General features: G+C 61.3%; 16 protein-coding genes. 7 read left to right on the forward strand and 9 right to left on the reverse strand.

From position 1 onward, the window contains the following. Positions 1 to 68 precede the first annotated feature (68 nt). The 3 genes from glyS to P2081_RS02620 form a co-directional block, all read right to left on the reverse strand. Positions 69 to 2174 carry a glycine--tRNA ligase subunit beta gene (glyS, locus tag P2081_RS02610; RefSeq protein ID WP_278921303.1) on the reverse strand — a complete coding sequence of 702 codons (2106 nt, stop codon included), beginning with the start codon at positions 2172 to 2174 and terminating at the stop codon, positions 69 to 71. A 125-nt stretch (positions 2175 to 2299) separates the two neighbouring features. Beyond that, on the reverse strand, positions 2300 to 2830 hold the full coding sequence (locus tag P2081_RS02615; RefSeq protein ID WP_278921304.1) for a DUF6446 family protein: 531 nt from the start codon (positions 2828 to 2830) through the stop codon (positions 2300 to 2302). An 88-nt stretch (positions 2831 to 2918) separates the two neighbouring features. After that, positions 2919 to 3884 (reverse strand): glycine--tRNA ligase subunit alpha, encoded by a 966-nt coding sequence (locus P2081_RS02620; protein WP_278921305.1) that lies wholly within the window; start codon positions 3882 to 3884, stop codon positions 2919 to 2921. Between the two features lie 314 nt (positions 3885 to 4198). Between P2081_RS02620 and P2081_RS02625 the strand changes: the two genes are divergently transcribed. After that, positions 4199 to 6010, forward strand: a complete 1812-nt coding sequence (locus tag P2081_RS02625; RefSeq protein WP_278921306.1) for a serine protease — start codon at positions 4199 to 4201, stop codon at positions 6008 to 6010. Positions 6011 to 6183: 173 nt separating this feature from the next. Here P2081_RS02625 and P2081_RS02630 read toward each other — a convergent pair whose 3' ends face one another. The 4 genes from P2081_RS02630 to P2081_RS02645 all read right to left on the reverse strand — a co-directional run bounded on the left by P2081_RS02630 (position 6184) and on the right by P2081_RS02645 (position 9010). Then, the gene (locus P2081_RS02630; RefSeq protein ID WP_278921307.1) at positions 6184 to 6825 is read right to left on the reverse strand and encodes an SDR family oxidoreductase; all 642 of its coding nucleotides are present in this window, start codon (positions 6823 to 6825) and stop codon (positions 6184 to 6186) included. 33 nt (positions 6826 to 6858) lie between these two features. Next, positions 6859 to 7440: a DUF1178 family protein gene (locus P2081_RS02635; protein WP_278921308.1), complete on the reverse strand. Its 582-nt coding sequence runs from the start codon at positions 7438 to 7440 to the stop codon at positions 6859 to 6861. A gap of 162 nt (positions 7441 to 7602) precedes the next feature. Continuing rightward, a complete protein-coding gene (locus P2081_RS02640) occupies positions 7603 to 8370 on the reverse strand; it encodes an EcsC family protein (protein WP_278921309.1) in 768 nt (255 codons plus the stop codon). Between the two features lie 46 nt (positions 8371 to 8416). Beyond that, positions 8417 to 9010: a GNAT family N-acetyltransferase gene (locus P2081_RS02645; protein ID WP_278921310.1), complete on the reverse strand. Its 594-nt coding sequence runs from the start codon at positions 9008 to 9010 to the stop codon at positions 8417 to 8419. Positions 9011 to 9104: 94 nt separating this feature from the next. On the opposite strand from P2081_RS02645, the gene P2081_RS02650 reads away from it, so the two are divergent. Both P2081_RS02650 and P2081_RS02655 read left to right on the forward strand, forming a co-directional pair. Further along, a complete protein-coding gene (locus P2081_RS02650; RefSeq protein ID WP_278921311.1) occupies positions 9105 to 9710 on the forward strand; it encodes a flavin reductase family protein in 606 nt (201 codons plus the stop codon). 9 nt (positions 9711 to 9719) lie between these two features. Beyond that, positions 9720 to 10361: a CatB-related O-acetyltransferase gene (locus tag P2081_RS02655; protein WP_278921312.1), complete on the forward strand. Its 642-nt coding sequence runs from the start codon at positions 9720 to 9722 to the stop codon at positions 10359 to 10361. 115 nt (positions 10362 to 10476) lie between these two features. Here the strand turns inward: P2081_RS02655 and P2081_RS02660 are convergent, their stop codons facing one another. Together P2081_RS02660 and P2081_RS02665 are read right to left on the reverse strand one after the other, a co-directional pair. After that, positions 10477 to 12120 carry a SulP family inorganic anion transporter gene (locus P2081_RS02660; RefSeq protein ID WP_278921313.1) on the reverse strand — a complete coding sequence of 548 codons (1644 nt, stop codon included), beginning with the start codon at positions 12118 to 12120 and terminating at the stop codon, positions 10477 to 10479. A gap of 103 nt (positions 12121 to 12223) precedes the next feature. Continuing rightward, a complete protein-coding gene (locus P2081_RS02665; RefSeq protein ID WP_278921314.1) occupies positions 12224 to 12745 on the reverse strand; it encodes a DUF2938 family protein in 522 nt (173 codons plus the stop codon). A 73-nt stretch (positions 12746 to 12818) separates the two neighbouring features. On the opposite strand from P2081_RS02665, the gene P2081_RS02670 reads away from it, so the two are divergent. The 4 genes from P2081_RS02670 to P2081_RS02685 all read left to right on the forward strand — a co-directional run bounded on the left by P2081_RS02670 (position 12819) and on the right by P2081_RS02685 (position 16135). Beyond that, positions 12819 to 13241, forward strand: a complete 423-nt coding sequence (locus P2081_RS02670) for a MerR family transcriptional regulator (protein WP_278921315.1) — start codon at positions 12819 to 12821, stop codon at positions 13239 to 13241. Between the two features lie 210 nt (positions 13242 to 13451). Beyond that, positions 13452 to 14315: an S-methyl-5'-thioadenosine phosphorylase gene (locus P2081_RS02675; RefSeq protein ID WP_417701174.1), complete on the forward strand. Its 864-nt coding sequence runs from the start codon at positions 13452 to 13454 to the stop codon at positions 14313 to 14315. Between the two features lie 153 nt (positions 14316 to 14468). Then, the gene (locus tag P2081_RS02680; protein ID WP_278921317.1) at positions 14469 to 15479 is read left to right on the forward strand and encodes a DUF418 domain-containing protein; all 1011 of its coding nucleotides are present in this window, start codon (positions 14469 to 14471) and stop codon (positions 15477 to 15479) included. Positions 15480 to 15595: 116 nt separating this feature from the next. Beyond that, a complete protein-coding gene (locus tag P2081_RS02685; protein WP_278921318.1) occupies positions 15596 to 16135 on the forward strand; it encodes an adenine phosphoribosyltransferase in 540 nt (179 codons plus the stop codon). Positions 16136 to 16333 lie beyond the last annotated feature (198 nt).

Here is a 16333-nt window from a genome sequence, read left to right on the forward strand (position 1 = left end):
CCACAGCGCGACCCTTGAAGATGTTTGATCCACTTGGCCAGGAAACCGGGCCAATCGTCTTGGCAGATTTACGCTTCGATCCGGGTCAGATCAGCCACCTGGCCGCAGACCTTGCGGATCTGGCTCAGCAGATTCAGCCGGTTGCGGCGAACCACTTCCTTGTCGGAGTTCACCTGCACCGCCTCAAAAAACGCATCCACTGGCTCGCGCAGCGCCGCCATGCCGCCCATGGCGGCCGCGAAATCTTCGGCCTCGATGGCCGAAGAGATCGCCCCCTCGTTTGCGGCAAGCGCGTCGAACAAGGCCGCTTCTGCCGGGTCTTCGATGAATTTCTTGTCGGCACCAAAGGAATATTCGACCCCGTCTTTTTCCTCGGCCTGAGACAGGATGTTGTTGGCGCGCTTGAACCCCTGCAGCAGGTTCTCGCCATCCTCGGAGGACATGAACTCCTCCAGCGCCCGGGCGCGTTTCACCAGCAGCATCAGGTCGTCATTGCCCTCCATGGCGATACAGGCGTCGATCACATCGTGACGAATACCCTGATCGCGCAGGAAGACTTTGAGGCGGTCGTGGAAGAAGGAAAGGAGATCAGCAATCTTGCCGTCAAAACCTTTCATATGCAGGCTCGTCGCAAACATAGAAAATGGTATGGCGAAAATGCCAGAACGGCCTGCAAGGTTCACCCGCACATCATTCTCCAGCACCAACCGGATCACACCGAGCGCCGCACGGCGCAGCGCATAGGGGTCTTTGGAGCCGGTGGGCTTTTCATCAATCGCCCAGAACCCGGTCAGCGTGTCGATCTTGTCGGCCAGCGCCACGGCGACCGATACTGGCTCTGTCGGCACCTCATCGCTGGGGCCCAGCGGCGAGTAATGCAGCTGACAGGCATTGGCGACCTCTTGCGGCAGCCCTGCGGCCTGAGCGTAATAGCGCCCCATCAACCCCTGCAATTCGGGGAACTCATAGACCATCTCGGAAGACAGATCCGCCTTGGCGAGTTTCGCCGCCTGTTCCGCCAGATCCGCATCCGCGCCCACAACGGGGGCGATTTCGCGCGCCAGCGCCGCGATCCGGTCAATCCGCGCGGCCTGGGTTCCGAGCTTGTTGTGGAAGGTCACATTGCCAAGGCTCTCCAGCCAGCCTTCCATGCCAACCTCGGATTTCGCGATGCGCAGATCGTTCTCCCAAAAGAACTTCGCATCTGCCAGACGCGCGCTCAGCACCTTTTGGTTGCCCGCCAGAATGGTCGCGCCGTGATCTGCTGTTTCACGGTTGGCCACGGTGACAAAGCCTTCGATCCGACCGGTTTTGGGGTTTCTCACACTGAAAAATTTCTGGTGTTCCTTCATCGAAGTCTGCAGCACCTCTGGCGGCAGCTCCAGAAATTCAGCGTCGATATCGCCCAGCAGCACCACCGGCCATTCCACCAGGCCGGCAACCTCGGCCAGCAATCCCTTGTCTTCGACCAGTTCCAGCCCACGGGCAAAGGCCTGATTGCTGGCCTCTTGCCAGATCGCCTCGCGGCGTTCGGCCGGGTCCAGCACCACATTGGCGCGCTTCAATTTGGCGGCGTAGTCCTCAAAACCCGATACGCTGATTTCATCCGGTGCCATAAAGCGGTGGCCGCGGGTGGTCTTGCCCGTCGTGATCCCGTCCAGCTCCAGCGGCACCACTTCGCCACCGTTTTCATCGCTCAGCACACACAGGATGGAGTGCAGCGGGCGCACCCAGCGCAGGGGTCCCGCCCCCCAGCGCATGCTCTTGGGCCAGGGAAAGTTGCGAATGGTTGCCTCAAGCACCTCGGCGATGATCGCAGAGGCCGGGCGTCCGGCTTTTTCGATGCTGGCGAAATAGATCGCCCCCTTGGGGGTGTCGCGCTCTTCCAGCTGGTCTCGCGTCAGGCCAGCCCCGCGCAAGAAACCTTCGATTGCCTTGTCCGGCGCTCCCACCTTGGGGCCTTTGCGCTCTTCGCGCAGCGTCGGGCTTTCGGCCAGCAGACCTTCGATTGCCAGGGTCAGACGACGCGGCGTGGAAAAGGCTGCGGCCCCGGCGTAGGTCAGCCCGGCCTCGACCAGGCCATCGGTCATGCGCTTTTTCAGGTCCTCGGCTGCACGCGCCTGCATGCGGGCCGGGATCTCTTCGGAAAACAGTTCAATCAGCAGATCAGGCATCGAAGTTCCTTGCACAGTCGTTGCGCCATCTTTTGACGGCGGGCGCGCAGATAGATTGCGCTTTGGTCTCACGGGGCGGCGGCCATCCCATCACAAGCGGCCACCGCATTTAGATCGTCTTCGGGCTAGTCGCCCTGGGTGGGACGCGGCGGGCAGGTTTCCCCGACCACGGTGCCATCATAGGCTTTTTCACCGCAGGCGTTCAGTTCATGCCAGGCAAAGCCCTGGCCCTGTTCCGTCACCGCAACAATGCGGTCCACCCCGTAAAAGATGTTTTTGACAGAGACAAAGGCCGTCGCAGTGCCATCCGCAAGAGCCGCGCCCAGGGCCTCGGCGTCAAAGCAGTCAAACCAGCCCGGCGCATTGCGCGGGTCCTTTTGGCTGGAAACCTGAAACAGCTGTTCCAGCGCCTGCGGCCGCAGCGGGGTGGTGAAACAGGCGCGATAGCGGATTGGCGAGCTTTCTGCGTCAATCGCCTGGAAATTTTCATAGGCAATCGGTTTGGGGGTCTCGGCGCTCAGTGGCAGCAACACCACATCCTCTCCCGGGGTCAGGGCAACATCGTCATAGTAGCCATAGACCTGCAGGTAATACATCGCCCCGCCCGCCGCGAGCCCGGAAACGACAAGAACAATGGCAAGAAACTTACCCAACATTAGCAATAACCTTCATAATTTCGCCCCGCACAGCGGCGCGCTTGGGGCACGGTGCCCGGATATGACCACCGCCTTTTCGTCAGCCGCCCTAGGCGGCGAACCCACCGGCGCTGGTCTGCACAAAGGCATCAGCGCATTGCTTGGCCAGGTTGCGCACCCGCCCGATATAGGCCTGGCGTTCCGTCACAGAAATAACCCCACGGGCATCTAGCAGGTTAAAGATATGGCTGGCCTTGATGCACTGGTCATAGGCAGGATGCGCCATGATAATACGTTTGCCGGTCTTTGGGTCGTCATAGGCCTGGGCCAGGATGGTGGCGCATTCGGCCTCGGCCTCTTCAAAATGGCGCAGCAGGACATCGGTGTTAGCCACATCAAAGTTCCAGCGAGCGTATTCTTCTTCGGTCTGCTTGAAGACATCGCCATAGCTCAGCGGGATCGGCGCATCCGGGTCATTAAAGGGCATGTCCATCACATGATCGACGCCCAGCACATACATCGCCAGACGCTCCAACCCATAGGTCAGCTCGCCGGAAACCGGGTGGCAGTCGTGGCCGCCGACCTGCTGGAAATAGGTGAACTGGCTGACTTCCATACCGTCGCACCAAACTTCCCAGCCAAGGCCCCAGGCCCCCAGGGTTGGGCTTTCCCAATCGTCTTCGACAAAGCGGATATCATGCATGGACATGTCAACGCCGATTGCCTCAAGGCTGCCGAGGTACAGTTCCTGCAGATTGGGCGGGCTGGGTTTGATCAGCGCCTGAAACTGGTAGTAATGCTGCAATCGATTGGGGTTTTCACCATAGCGCCCATCGGTGGGGCGACGCGAAGGCTGAACATAGGCAGCCGCCCAGGGCTTGCTGCCCAGCGAACGCAGCGTGGTGGCCGGGTGAAAGGTGCCTGCGCCCACTTCCATGTCATAGGGCTGCATGATGGCGCAGCCCTGGCCAGCCCAGTAATTTTGCAGCCGCAGAATGATCTCTTGAAAAGAGCGCGGAGCGGCTCTGGCCGCGCCAGATGTCATCTCAGATGTATGGCCGGTGGTCTGGGTCATGTCCAAATCCTTCGTATGGGGCGAAGTGCAGCAGCAAATGCGCGCTTCTTCCTATGCAAGCCCCCCGGCAGGGTCAACGGCTAGAACGCCGCCAGCCCCCGCCAGAGGACCATTGCCACACACGGCACGGGCCGAAACCCGCCTTTTGCCACAACAATTGCCCGGCCAACCGGATTCGCCGTGGCAATAAGGCCATAATCCACAGTTTGCTGCAGCGCCGGGGGAATTCCCCCCCGCAAGAGGCGTTCCCTTTGCCGCTGCAAAATGTTTATCTGCGCCGCAATAATTTGGTTTACCGGGATAGGGTCCTGATAATGAAAAAATTGATCGCCGCATTGGTTCTGTCGCTACAAGCGCTGGCCATTGGCTTGGTCGTGCCTGCCCAGGCACAGCAAAACACGCAGGAAACCGTCTGGATCCAGGTGGCCGCGCGGCCCTCTCTGGCTTCGGCCAGCGCAGAGGCGCGCGCAATCGCCGCCAGGCTGCCGGATGTGGCCGGGTTTTCCCTGGGCGGCGGCTGGTACGGGGTGCTAATTGGCCCCTATACCCGCGAAGATGCGAATCGCGTGCTGCAGGTCTATCGCTCTGAAGGGCAGATCCCGCGCGACAGTTTCATCGCCTTTCCCGCCAACCTGCGCACCCAGTTCTATCCGCTGGGCGAAGACGCGGCCCAGACGAATGCAGCACCGGCAGATCCTGCACCGCAGAATCCGGATGCAACGGCTACGGCGCCAGCCAGCGCAGAGGTCGGCCAGAGCCCAGATACCGCGCCTCTTGCTATTGCGGACCCGGCGCCAGCCCTGCCAGACGAAACCCCGGCACAGGCGCGGCGCAGTGAAAGCCTGCTCAGCAGGGACGAACGCAAAGACCTGCAAGTCGCGCTCAAGGCGGCCGGGTTTTACACCTCTGCCATTGATGGTGCATTTGGTCGCGGCACCCGCGCATCCATGTCGGATTGGCAGGTCTCGAACGGCCATGAGGCGACAGGAGTGCTGACCACCGCGCAGCGCCAGGCGTTGATGGATGACTATAACGCGCCACTGATTTCGGTTGGCATGCGCCGGATCACCGATGAACAGGCTGGCATCTCGCTGGAGATCCCCGCCGCAGAGGTAGGGTTTGCCCGCTACGAACCACCCTTTGCCCATTACGACAGCTCTGGCGATCTGGGCCTGCGGGTGCTGCTGATCAGTCAGCGCGGCGACAAGCGTACGCTCTACGGTCTCTATGACATCATGCAGACGCTGGAAATCGTGCCGCTGGAAGGCCCACGTCAGCGCAGCGGCGACAGCTTCACCCTGGAAGGGCGCAACAGCCGCTTTACCTCCTTCACCCAGGCCAGCCTGAAGAATGGTGAAATCAAGGGCTTTACCCTGATCTGGCCCGCCAACGACGAAGCCCGCCGCGCCCGGGTTCTGGCTGCCATGCAGGACAGCTTTGAACGCCGAGACGGCGTTTTGGATGATGCCGCCGGTGCCGATATTCAGCAGAATATCGATCTGCTGTCCGGCCTGGAAATCCGCAAGCCCAAGATGTCGCGCTCTGGCTTTTTTGTCAGCACCGATGGTGCGGTTGTGACCACCTCTGATGTGGTGCAGGGCTGCACCCGCGTGACGCTGGATCATGGCTACACGGCCGAGGTGCTTGCGCGTGACAGCAAAAATGGCCTGGCCATCCTGCGCCCTGCGCAGGCGCTGGCCCCCATGGCCGTGGCAGAGCTAAGCGGCCACAGCCCGCGCCTGCAGTCCGATATTGCGGTCTCTGGCTTCTCCTATGAGGGGGTTCTGGGCGCGCCAAGTCTCACCTGGGGTAAGCTGGCGGATGTAAAAAGCCTGGATGGCAATACCGATATTGCCCGACTTGAACTGACAGCGCAGAGCGGCGATGCTGGTGGACCGGTTGTCGATGCCTCGGGTGCGGTACTGGGTATGCTGCTGCCGCAGGCGGCCAATGATCGCCAACTGCCCGACGGGGTGAGCTTTGCGGTGAATGCTGCCGCCATCCGCAGCGCGCTGGACAGCGCCGGGCTAAGCGCCAAGACCCAGCCTGCGGGCTCGGATCTGACCAATCAGGCGCTGACACGCCGCGCTACAGGCATGACCGTTCTGGTCAGCTGCTGGGACTAACCCAAGACCAATCAGCCAAGATCGCGGTATCTGTTTCTGTGCCGCGATCCAGAACAAAAAACAAAAAGACGCCGGTGGTTTCCCATCGGCGTCTTTTTGTTTCGATACGGATGTCAGCCACGGCACCGCGCTGTTGCCGTGGCCCCCGGCAAAGCCTTCAGCAAGGGGCCGGTTCAATAGGGATGGATCCGGCCATCCCAAGTGTGAAAACATCCCGTCGTCCCCAGGGTCAGCACCTCGACTTCTTCAATCAGGCCCCGGGCTGCATCTTCCACACAGATATCGCCTTGCTCGCCGCCCATATCGGTGCGCACCCAGCCGGGATGATAGATCCCCACGGCAATGCCTTTGGGGCGCAGATCCGTGGCCAGATTGCGACCCACATTCAGCGCCGCCGCCTTGGATGCCCGATAGGCATAGCTGCCGCCGGGCGCCCGCGCGTGGCTGGCCATCTGCGAAGAAATGATCGCGATCTTGGGCGCATCCGCCAGCCGCAGGTTCGGCAGCAGCGCCTGCACCGTCAAAAAGACGCCAGTGACATTCACCGCCATGCTCTGGCTCCAGATTTCGGCGGTATAGTCTTCCAGCTCCATCCCTTTATCGAGATAGACACCTGCGTTGCACACCAAAAGATCAACAGGGCGCCCCGCCAGTTCGCGGGCAAATCGGGCCTGTGCAGCTGGGTCGGTCACATCCAATTGGGCACTGCCAGAGCCATCTCGCGATGTGCCAGTCACTTCATGACCCTGGCTGCGCAGCTGAGTGGCCATTTCAAGGCCAATGCCACGGTTGGCACCGGTAATCACGATATGCATGGGATCTTGCCTCATAAATCTGTGTTCGCTGGTCTAATTTGTCTTCCGATTGCGCCCAAAGGGCAATGGCAAAACCGGAATACCCTCCTCGATCAAGGCCTTGGCCTCTTCTGGTTTGGCCTCACCATGGATAGCGCGTTCCGGCGTATCGCCCAGATGCATCGCCCTTGCCTCGCTGGCAAAATCCTTGCCCACATAGTCAGAGTTGGCCTCGACCTGACGGCGCAGCGCACGCAGGGCACGCTGCAGTTCTGCGGCCTGCCCCTCTGCCGGGGCGCTCAGCGCGCCAGGACCGGCAACGGGGCCGCCCCGGGGGCCATGGCTGACCTCGGGGTCAACCTTTGCTGGGGACATAGCGGCTGTCGCCGCCCTGCTGTCGCCGCCCTGCTGGCCGGGATCCGACGCCGGGCTGCTCTGCTCTGGTTCACCGATGCCTGAAACGGCCTTGCGCCCGGTGCGCACCCGTGGCGCCATGATGGCCTTTTCGACCTTGGCACTGCCACAAAAGGAACAGGTCACCAGCCCGGCAGAGGCCAGTTTATCAAAGGCAGAGGCCGACTGGAACCAGCTGTCAAAGCTATGACCTTCGGCGCATTTCAGGCTGTAGTTTATCATTCTCTTACTCGTAGCAGGCTTTGCTGAATAGCGGGGCAGTAAATTCAAAATCAAGACAAAAAATGGCCCTCCTGCGGGGGAACGACGCCTATGTTAGGCTTTCGCCGTCAGGATAGATCGGCGCTCAAAGGAGGCCGCGTCATGGGGCGCCGGGCCAGCGGATCACGGGGCCAGCGGCAAGTGACTGATAAATCCCTCCAGCACCTGCGCCTCGGGCAGCCCCGCGTCAATCGCGAGGCGGCGCAGGCCAAAATGCACCAGGGCCACCTCGTGATAATAGCCCGAATAGACATAGTTCGCCGTAGCCCCGGCGGCTGCGCCCAAAATGGGCACTGATTGCGCTGCCAGCTTGTGCCCCAGTGCAGTGGCCAGACGGGGGGCCACCGTGCTGATCAGCTGATTGATCGCCTGGCCAGACAGGCTCAGCCGGAGCGAGAAAAAGGCAGTTTCAGCCCCATCATCCCGAGCCAATGGCCCGGCAGAAGCAAAGACCCGCAGGCAGTCAAACATCACGCTTTGCGCATCGGGGTCGAACCCTTCGGATGCGGCGGCATCTTGAATCGTGCGCAATAAAAAGGCAGTCGTCGCCGGCAGCTCTATTAGCGCCCCCGGCAGCCCGGCAGCGCCGCCTGCTGCCCCCATGGCCGTACTGACCAAACGATTGACCCTGGGCGTTTGCCCCGGCACCACCCGGCGGGACTGACGCGCCGCCTGCATGGCCAGATGCAACGCCTGCTGGGTCGACTGCTCCAACTGGCCGCGCAGCCCGGCTGGCAACCGTGCCAACACACTCTCGACCTGACCGCCCAGCACATTGAGAAGATTGACCCCAAGGCCACTTGCCGCTTGGTAGCGCTGCGCCAGGGCCGCAAGCTCGGCCTCGAACTCGGCCCCCGTCAGGCTGCGCCGATCTGTCAGTATCTCACTCATCCTGCCGCACTCCTTTAGGAAAAGATTGGCCCGCAGGGCACGGGTTTCAAGGTCTGGACAGGGGGGCGCCAGCAGCTTCCCAGCGAACCACCCGCCCGGAAACCCCCTGCCAGGCCCCCGGAGCCGTCGCCAAGCCCAGCACCCGATCCGGGTTTGTCGGCGGCGGCATCTCGACCCCCGCAAGGCGGCGAAACCCAAAGCGCTGGTAGTAGGGCGCGTCACCGACCAGCATCACCCGCTGCCAGCCATGCTCTGCCGCCTTGGCCAGACTGTCACGAATGAGAGAGCCGCCAAGCCCCTCTCCCTGGTGGGTGGGATGGACGGCAACCGGCCCGAGCAACAGCGCGGTGACACGGGTATTCGGCACCTCTTCGGCATTGGTGAGCTTCCGGGCGACGGCCTGGGAATCGCAATCCCGGGGCACCGGATCGCAGCGTTCAATATGGACAGGCCAGAATCGGATCGCGCCCGCCAAAATGCCCAGTTCATCACGGGCTACCTGGCTCAACCCCGGCACCGGTGGCACATCATCGCGCAGGCGATACGACGACAGCGCCTCGCGCCCCGGCGCAAAGCACAGGTCATATAGCGCCTCAACCTCCCAACGATCATCGGGTTGCTCTGCCAACAATTCGATCACGCTACTCGACCTCCGCGCGCTTGCCCGCATCTCTCGGGGCTGGAAATCGCCCTAGCACGGGCGTAAGTCTGGGGCAAACAATTGGAGACGCGACATGTTCTATCGCCCCGAAGACGGCCACGGGCTGCCCCACAACCCCTTTAACGCGTTGATCACGCCGCGTCCGATCGGCTGGATCTCTTCACGCGCCGCTGATGGGCACGACAATCTGGCACCCTACTCCTTTTTCAATGGCGTTGCCTATACGCCGCCGCAGGTGATGTTTGCCTCGACCGGCAGCAAGGACGACCAGCCCGGCACCAAGGACAGCCTGGCAAATATCGAGGAAACCGGCGTCTTTTGCGTCAATATTGTCGGCTACGAGATGCGCGACGCAATGAATGCCACCTCGCAGGCGCTGGCCAAAGAAGTGGATGAATTCGACCATGCCGGCCTCACGGCTGTAGACTGCGACACGATTGACTGCGCCAGAATCGACGGGGCCCCAGCGGCGCTGGAATGCAAGCTCACCCAGATCGTCACCCTGCCGGGCGCGGCCAACCGGGTCGCCTTTGGCGAGGTCACCGGCATTCATCTGCGCGACGACTGCCTGCGCGATGGCATCTTTGATGTGACCACATTCCAACCGCTGGCCCGGATGGGCTATCGTGATTACAGCGTAATCCGCGAGGTCTTCTCGCTGGCACGCCCTGATGACTAAGGATTTCTGATGCCCCTGCCCAACCCGGCCCTGCGCAACCCGATCGTCTTGCCAGATGGCCAGCCCCATGCCGGAACAGTCATGCTGTCGCGTGTGATTTCGCACCCCAATATCCAGGTTGGGGACTATAGCTATGCCTCCGATTTTCAACCTCCGCAGGACTGGGCCAGCCACCTCGCCCCCTATCTCTTTGCCGGGGCGCGTGAACGGCTGGTGATTGGCCGGTTTTGCCAGATCGCCCATGGCGTGCGCTTTATCACCGCCTCGGCCAATCACGCCCAAGAGGGGATCAGCTGCTATCCCTTCCCAGTGTTTGACCCGGATCAGATGGCAGGCTTTCAGCCCGATACGCGCGATACAGTCATTGGCCACGACGTCTGGATTGGCTACGGTGCGATGATACTGCCCGGTGCCCGGATCGGCGATGGTGCCATCATCGGCGCGGGCGCGGTCGTGCGCGGCACCATACCGCCCTATGCGATCGTGACTGGCAACCCTGCCAGCATTGCCCGCTTTCGCTTTCCAAAGCCGCAGATCGCGCGACTGCTCTCGCTGAAATGGTGGCACTGGCCACAAGAGCTGCTGTCGCGCGCCGAACCGGCCCTGCTGTCGGGCGATCTCGAAATGCTGGAAAGCCTCGCCCCCGACTGACCCACACCCGCGCCAGCCCTGACCTGCTGCTTGGGTAAATCCGAACCCCCAAACAAAAAAGCCGCGCCCCGTCAGGGGCGCGACCGCACAACAAACTGGCAGGGTGGCAGCAGGATCAGTGACCGCCAAGAATCCCGGTTTTGACCGAATAGTCCACCGCTACCTGATACTCAGGATCATCGTCGCTATCGATCATCAGATGGCCGGCCTTAGCCAGCAATTCATGACAATCCCGGCTAAGGTGGCGCAGCATCAAGGTCTTGCCTGCCGCCTCATATTTGCCGGCGATGACCTCGATTGCCTGCAACGCTGACTGGTCCACAACTCGGCTGCGTTCAAATTCGACAATCACCTTGTCGGGGTCATTTTCCACGTCGAACAGCTCGATGAAGCCATCAGTAGAGCCAAAGAACAGCGGCCCCTCAATCTCATAGACCTTGGCGCCTTCCTCACTTTCGGACTCGCGTGTGATGGCATGAATACGGCGTGCGTTGTTCCAGGCATAGGCCAGCGCCGACACGATCACCCCAACCACAACCGCAATGGCAAGGTCGCTCATGACGGTAACGACAGTCACCAGAACAATCACAAAGGCATCCATCGGCGGTACTTTGGTCATGATTTTCAAGCTGTTCCAGGCAAAGGTGCCAATCACCACCATGAACATCACGCCCACCAGCGCCGCCAGCGGGATCTGCTCGATCAGTGGCGAGGCCACGACGATGAACAACAACAGGCAGAGCGCCGCGACGATACCGGCAATCCGGGTCCGACCGCCCGATTTAACATTAATCATCGACTGACCAATCATGGCACAGCCCCCCATGCCGCCAAAGAAACCGGTGATCACATTTGCAGTGCCCTGGGCGATGCATTCCTGACTGGCGCCGCCCCGCTTGCCAGTGATTTCCCCCACCAGGTTCAGCGTCAGCAGGCTCTCGATCAGGCCAATGGCGGCCAGGATCACCGCATAGGGCAGGATGATCTTAAGCGTTTCCAGATTGAACGGTGCCAGCATATCCCCGTAGATGCCCAGCCCTTGGCCAAAGGGATTATGCAGCGAGGGCAAGGCCCCCTTGATCGACGCCATATCCCCCACACGCGGCACATCTAGGCCAAAGACGATCACGATACCGGCCACGATACCAATCCCGGCCAGCGGCGCGGGAATGATCGAGGTGATCTTGGGTGTGGCCCAGATGATCGCCATGGTCAGCCCGACCAGCCCCAGCATCACCATCAATGACAGCCCAGACAGCCACTCGGCGCCACCACTGCCCGGCACCTTGAACTGCGTCATCTGCGCCAGGAAAATCACGATCGCCAGACCATTCACAAAACCCAACATCACCGGATGCGGCACCAGACGGATGAATTTCCCCCAATGCATCACCCCGGCAATCAGCTGAAAAATGCCCATGAGAACCACGGTGGCAAAAAGATATTCGACCCCGTGCTGGGCCACCAGCGCAACCATCACCACGGCCAACGCACCGGTGGCGCCAGAAATCATCCCCGGACGCCCGCCAATCAAGGCTGTTACCAGCCCAACCATAAACGCCGCATAAAGCCCAACCAGAGGGTGCACCCCGGCAACAAAGGCAAAGGCCACCGCTTCGGGCACCAGGGCCAGCGAGACCGTGAAACCCGACAGGATCTCGGTGCGCACCCGCGCAACGGACCAGCCTTCGTCCTGCATGATCGAAAGGTTCGGCGGGGAGATATGATTGGCCAGCAGGGCCATGGCGGCGCGTCTCATTGGGGGGGGTACCTGTGATTGGAGGAGCTTTGTTCGCTGCCCGCCCCTAGCGGAATTTCGCCAATGGCACAAGGGCTGGGGCCGCTGTCGGCGGCCTGGCCGATCAGATTGGCCAGGCCAAGACACTGGTCTGAACACTGGCTACAGCAGCTGCCGCAATATACAGCCCCAGCCCAAAGCTGAGATGGGTCAGCAAACTGCGCCTGCGCGCGGCCCAGGGGTTAGGCAGTTTGCGCGCCGCAAGCCCCAGCCCAAGCCCCGGCTGCAGGGTTGCCATCGGAATCACCACGGTCAGCGCGCCAAAACCAAGGCACACCAGCAGCTGTGGCTCTGCCAGTGCCGCGCGCCCCAGCACCAGCCACATCGCCGCAGCCAGCCCAACGCCAACCACATAGTGAAACAGCCAGCCCAGAGCCCGGTCAAAAGGCTGCACCGGGGCGGTCTTTGCATCCTTCAGCACCCAGTGGCCCTGCGCTAGCTGTCCCAGCCAGCGCCCCACCAGGGCCCAATCCATGGATTTCTCGTGCAACAGGCGGCTGCGCAGCAATGTACAGACATCCATAACCCCCGTCGCGATAAGCCCCACCAACAGAATGCGCCCCATTTCCAGATAAAACCCGCTCATCCCAAACTCCTTTTCTTGACGGATGATTGTAACAGGTGTCTTGTTTGCGAATTAAAGTGCACTTGAGGTCAAGATGAAATCGATGGATATCGCCGACGTGGCCGCCCGGGCTGGTGTGAAGCCCTCTGCCCTGCGCTATTATGAAGAGCTGGGCCTGATTGCCGCCGACAGTCGCAAGGGGCTGCGTCGGCAATATGACGCCTCGGTGCTGGACCGTCTGGCATTGATTGCCATGGGGCGGCGGGCCGGGTTCTCGCTGCGCGATATTGCCAACATCTTTGGCCCTGCCAGTGCGGCGCAGGCGGATTTCACCCTTGATCGCGACCGCTTGCTCAGCCGCGCAGAGGAGGTTGACCACCGCATACGCGAACTGGCCATCTTGTCACGCGCACTCCGTCATGTCGCCCGCTGCCAGGCGCCGCAGCATTCCCAATGCCCCACCTTTCGCAAGATGATGGACAGCGCCCTGCAGCACCCCGACCGCAGCCTGCGATAGGCCGCGCCACCGCAAACCACCACCAAAGACCGCCAGCCAGCCGTCCGGTACAGTGGTTGCTGCAGTTGTCAAACTGCCACCAGACAGGCACAAATCAACAGGCACAAATCAACAGGCACAACCGCAGCGCCCCAACCAGGTAGGTGGGCAAGCAGGCAGGCAGAGAACCAACCGAATACAACAGGAGCAAGACGCGTGACACAGGACACCATGATCGCCGTGATCGGCGGATCCGGCATTTATGAAATCGACGGGCTGAAGGACGCCAGCTGGACCTCGGTTGAAACCCCCTGGGGCGCGCCCTCGGATCAGATCCTCACCGGGCAGCTGGACGGGGTGAAAATGGCCTTCCTGCCCCGCCACGGGCGCGGCCATGTCCATTCGCCAACCGAAGTGCCCTACCGCGCCAATATCGACGCGCTCAAGCGGCTTGGGGTGACGGATGTGTTTTCTGTTTCCGCCTGCGGATCCTTCCGCGAGCAAATGGCGCCGGGAGATTTTGTCATCGTCGATCAGTTCATCGATCGGACCTTCGCCCGCGAGAAAAGCTTCTTTGGAACCGGCTGCGTCGCCCATGTAAGTGTCGCCCATCCGACCTGTGCCCGCCTGTCCGATGCAGCTGAACAGGCCGCCCGCGCGGCAGGCGTAACGGTGCATCGCGGCGGCACCTATCTCTGTATGGAGGGGCCGCAGTTCTCGTCGATAGCGGAATCCAAAATGTATCGCGAAAGCTGGGGCTGTGATGTGATCGGCATGACAAACATGCCCGAGGCCAAGCTCGCCCGCGAGGCCGAACTCTGCTATGCCTCCATCGCCATGGTCACCGATTACGACAGCTGGCACCCTGATCACGGGGCAGTCGATATCAGCGATATTCTGTCCACGCTACAGGGCAATTCCAGCCATGCCCGCGCGCTGGTGCGCCATCTGCCCGCGCTCTTGGGGCCTGCACGCGCCCCCTGTCCGCAGGGCTGCGACCGCGCGCTGGAATTCGCCGTGATGACTGCTCCCGAAAAACGCGATCCGGCCCTGCTGGCAAAGTTGGATGCGGTGGCGGGCCGGGTGCTGGGCTGACCGCCGCCAACAGGCAGTTTTTCGCAACTGGAGGCGGGCCTTTTTGCCTGCCCCCTTTTTATTTCGCCGCCCGCCCCTTCATTAGATAGGTAGCTTCACGGCGACGTGATGAGACACATTCATAGTTGTCAGACAAATTTGAGAGAGCTCCACATGCGCCAAAATGGATTGGATATTGCACGGTTTCTTGCCTATTGCGGCATGGTTCTGGTGAATTTCAGGATTGCAGCGCAGGTCACTGCCGGACAGGATTTTGCCTCGCTGCTGACCAACAGCCTGGAGGGACGTGCCGCGGCGCTTTTTGTTGTACTGGCCGGGATTGGCCTGAGCATGGGCACAAGCACCAAACGCGAAATTCTTGCACGGGCCGGGGTTCTCTTTGCGCTGGGGCTCTTGAACCTGCAGGTATTCGAGGCGGATATTCTGCATTTCTACGCACTGTATTTTCTGCTCGCCCTGCCCTTTGTGAAAGTGGCCCCCCGCCACCTGCTGGCCGCCGCGCTTGGCGCGGTAGTGATTGGCCTCCTGGGGCTTTTGCTGCTGGACTATGAGGCACATTGGGATTGGAATGACCTGAGCTACGCAGAGTTCTGGACCTTGGAAGGATTTCTGCGCCACGCCTTTTTCAACGGCTGGCACCCCGTATTCCCCTGGATAAGCTTTGTCTTTATTGGCATGTGGATCGGGCGGCAGGATCTGGGACAAAAAGCAGTTCAGACCCGGCTAATCCTCTGGGGTGGTACAAGCGCCTTGCTGGCCAGCCTGCCCGGCCAAATGGTACAAGATCCGGATCTGGCCGCAGTGCTCGGCACCGCAGCGCTGCCGCCGGGGCCGTTCTACATCCTCGCTGCCAGCGGCAGTGCCGCGCTGGTTCTCGGCCTTACACTGCGCGCCACCCCAACCCTGGACCGGCTTGGCCTCGGCGAATGGCTGGCCGCGCCGGGGCGGATCGCGCTGAGCCTATATATCGCGCATATCCTGGTGGGCATGGGCACGCTGGAGGCCCTGGGGCAGCTGGATGGCAGTCTCACCCCGCAACAGATCTTAGGCTACAGCCTTGGCTTCTGTGCGCTCTCCATGATGCTAAGCTGGCTTTGGGGGCTCTTCGCCAGACGCGGCCCACTGGAAGGCCTGATGCGCCTGACAACTCGAGTATTTCGCTGACCTCATGGGGATGCGCCGCACCCTCACCCCTTGCGTGCGTCCTCTGCATCAGCCAAACCCTGTTGGCCTGAAGGCGCGCCCTACGATACCATCTGCCAATAACGGAAAGCCGAACCATGCCAAAGAAGACAGTCGTCAAAGACTATATCCGCACCATTGTTGATTTCCCCCACGAGGGCATCATGTTCCGCGATGTCACCACGCTCTTTGCCGATCCGCGCGGCTTTCGCATGGCCATCGACCAGATGCTGCACCCCTATGCCGGAGAACGGATCGACAAGGTCGTCGGGCTTGAGGCGCGGGGCTTTATCCTGGGCGGAGCCATTGCCCACCAGCTCAGCGTCGGTTTTGTGCCCATCCGAAAAAAAGGCAAGCTGCCGGGCCGCACCATCAGCCAAGACTACAAGCTGGAATATGGCGAAGCCATCGTCGAAATCCATGAAGATGCCATTCAGCCGGGCGAAAAGGTTCTCGTGGTTGATGACCTCCTCGCGACAGGCGGCACCGCCTCTGCCGGGATCAAACTGATCGAACGCCTGGGCGGGGAAATCATTTCCTGTTCCTTTATCGTTGATCTGCCCGATCTAGGTGGCCGCAAGGTTCTGGAAAACATGGGAATGGATGTGCACGTCTTATGCGAATTCGAGGGCGAATAGCCTCTCATCCCTAGTTCTGACAGGGCGGTGTCCTCCCGCCCGTCAGGCCTCCATTCACATGGAGACCTTCCCGTTGGGCATGGCCTTTATGGCTGGAACAGCCATAAAGGCGCGCCGCGCGGATGCGCGGCGCCGGGCCCAAGTGGCCGGTCCTTCCGCAGGAAGGGCACAGGCTACGCGGGAGCGCCCCCTTTACTG

The sequence above is a fragment of the Pseudophaeobacter profundi genome, assembly GCF_029697505.1.
GTDB classification, from domain to species: Bacteria; Pseudomonadota; Alphaproteobacteria; order Rhodobacterales; family Rhodobacteraceae; genus Pseudophaeobacter; species Pseudophaeobacter profundi.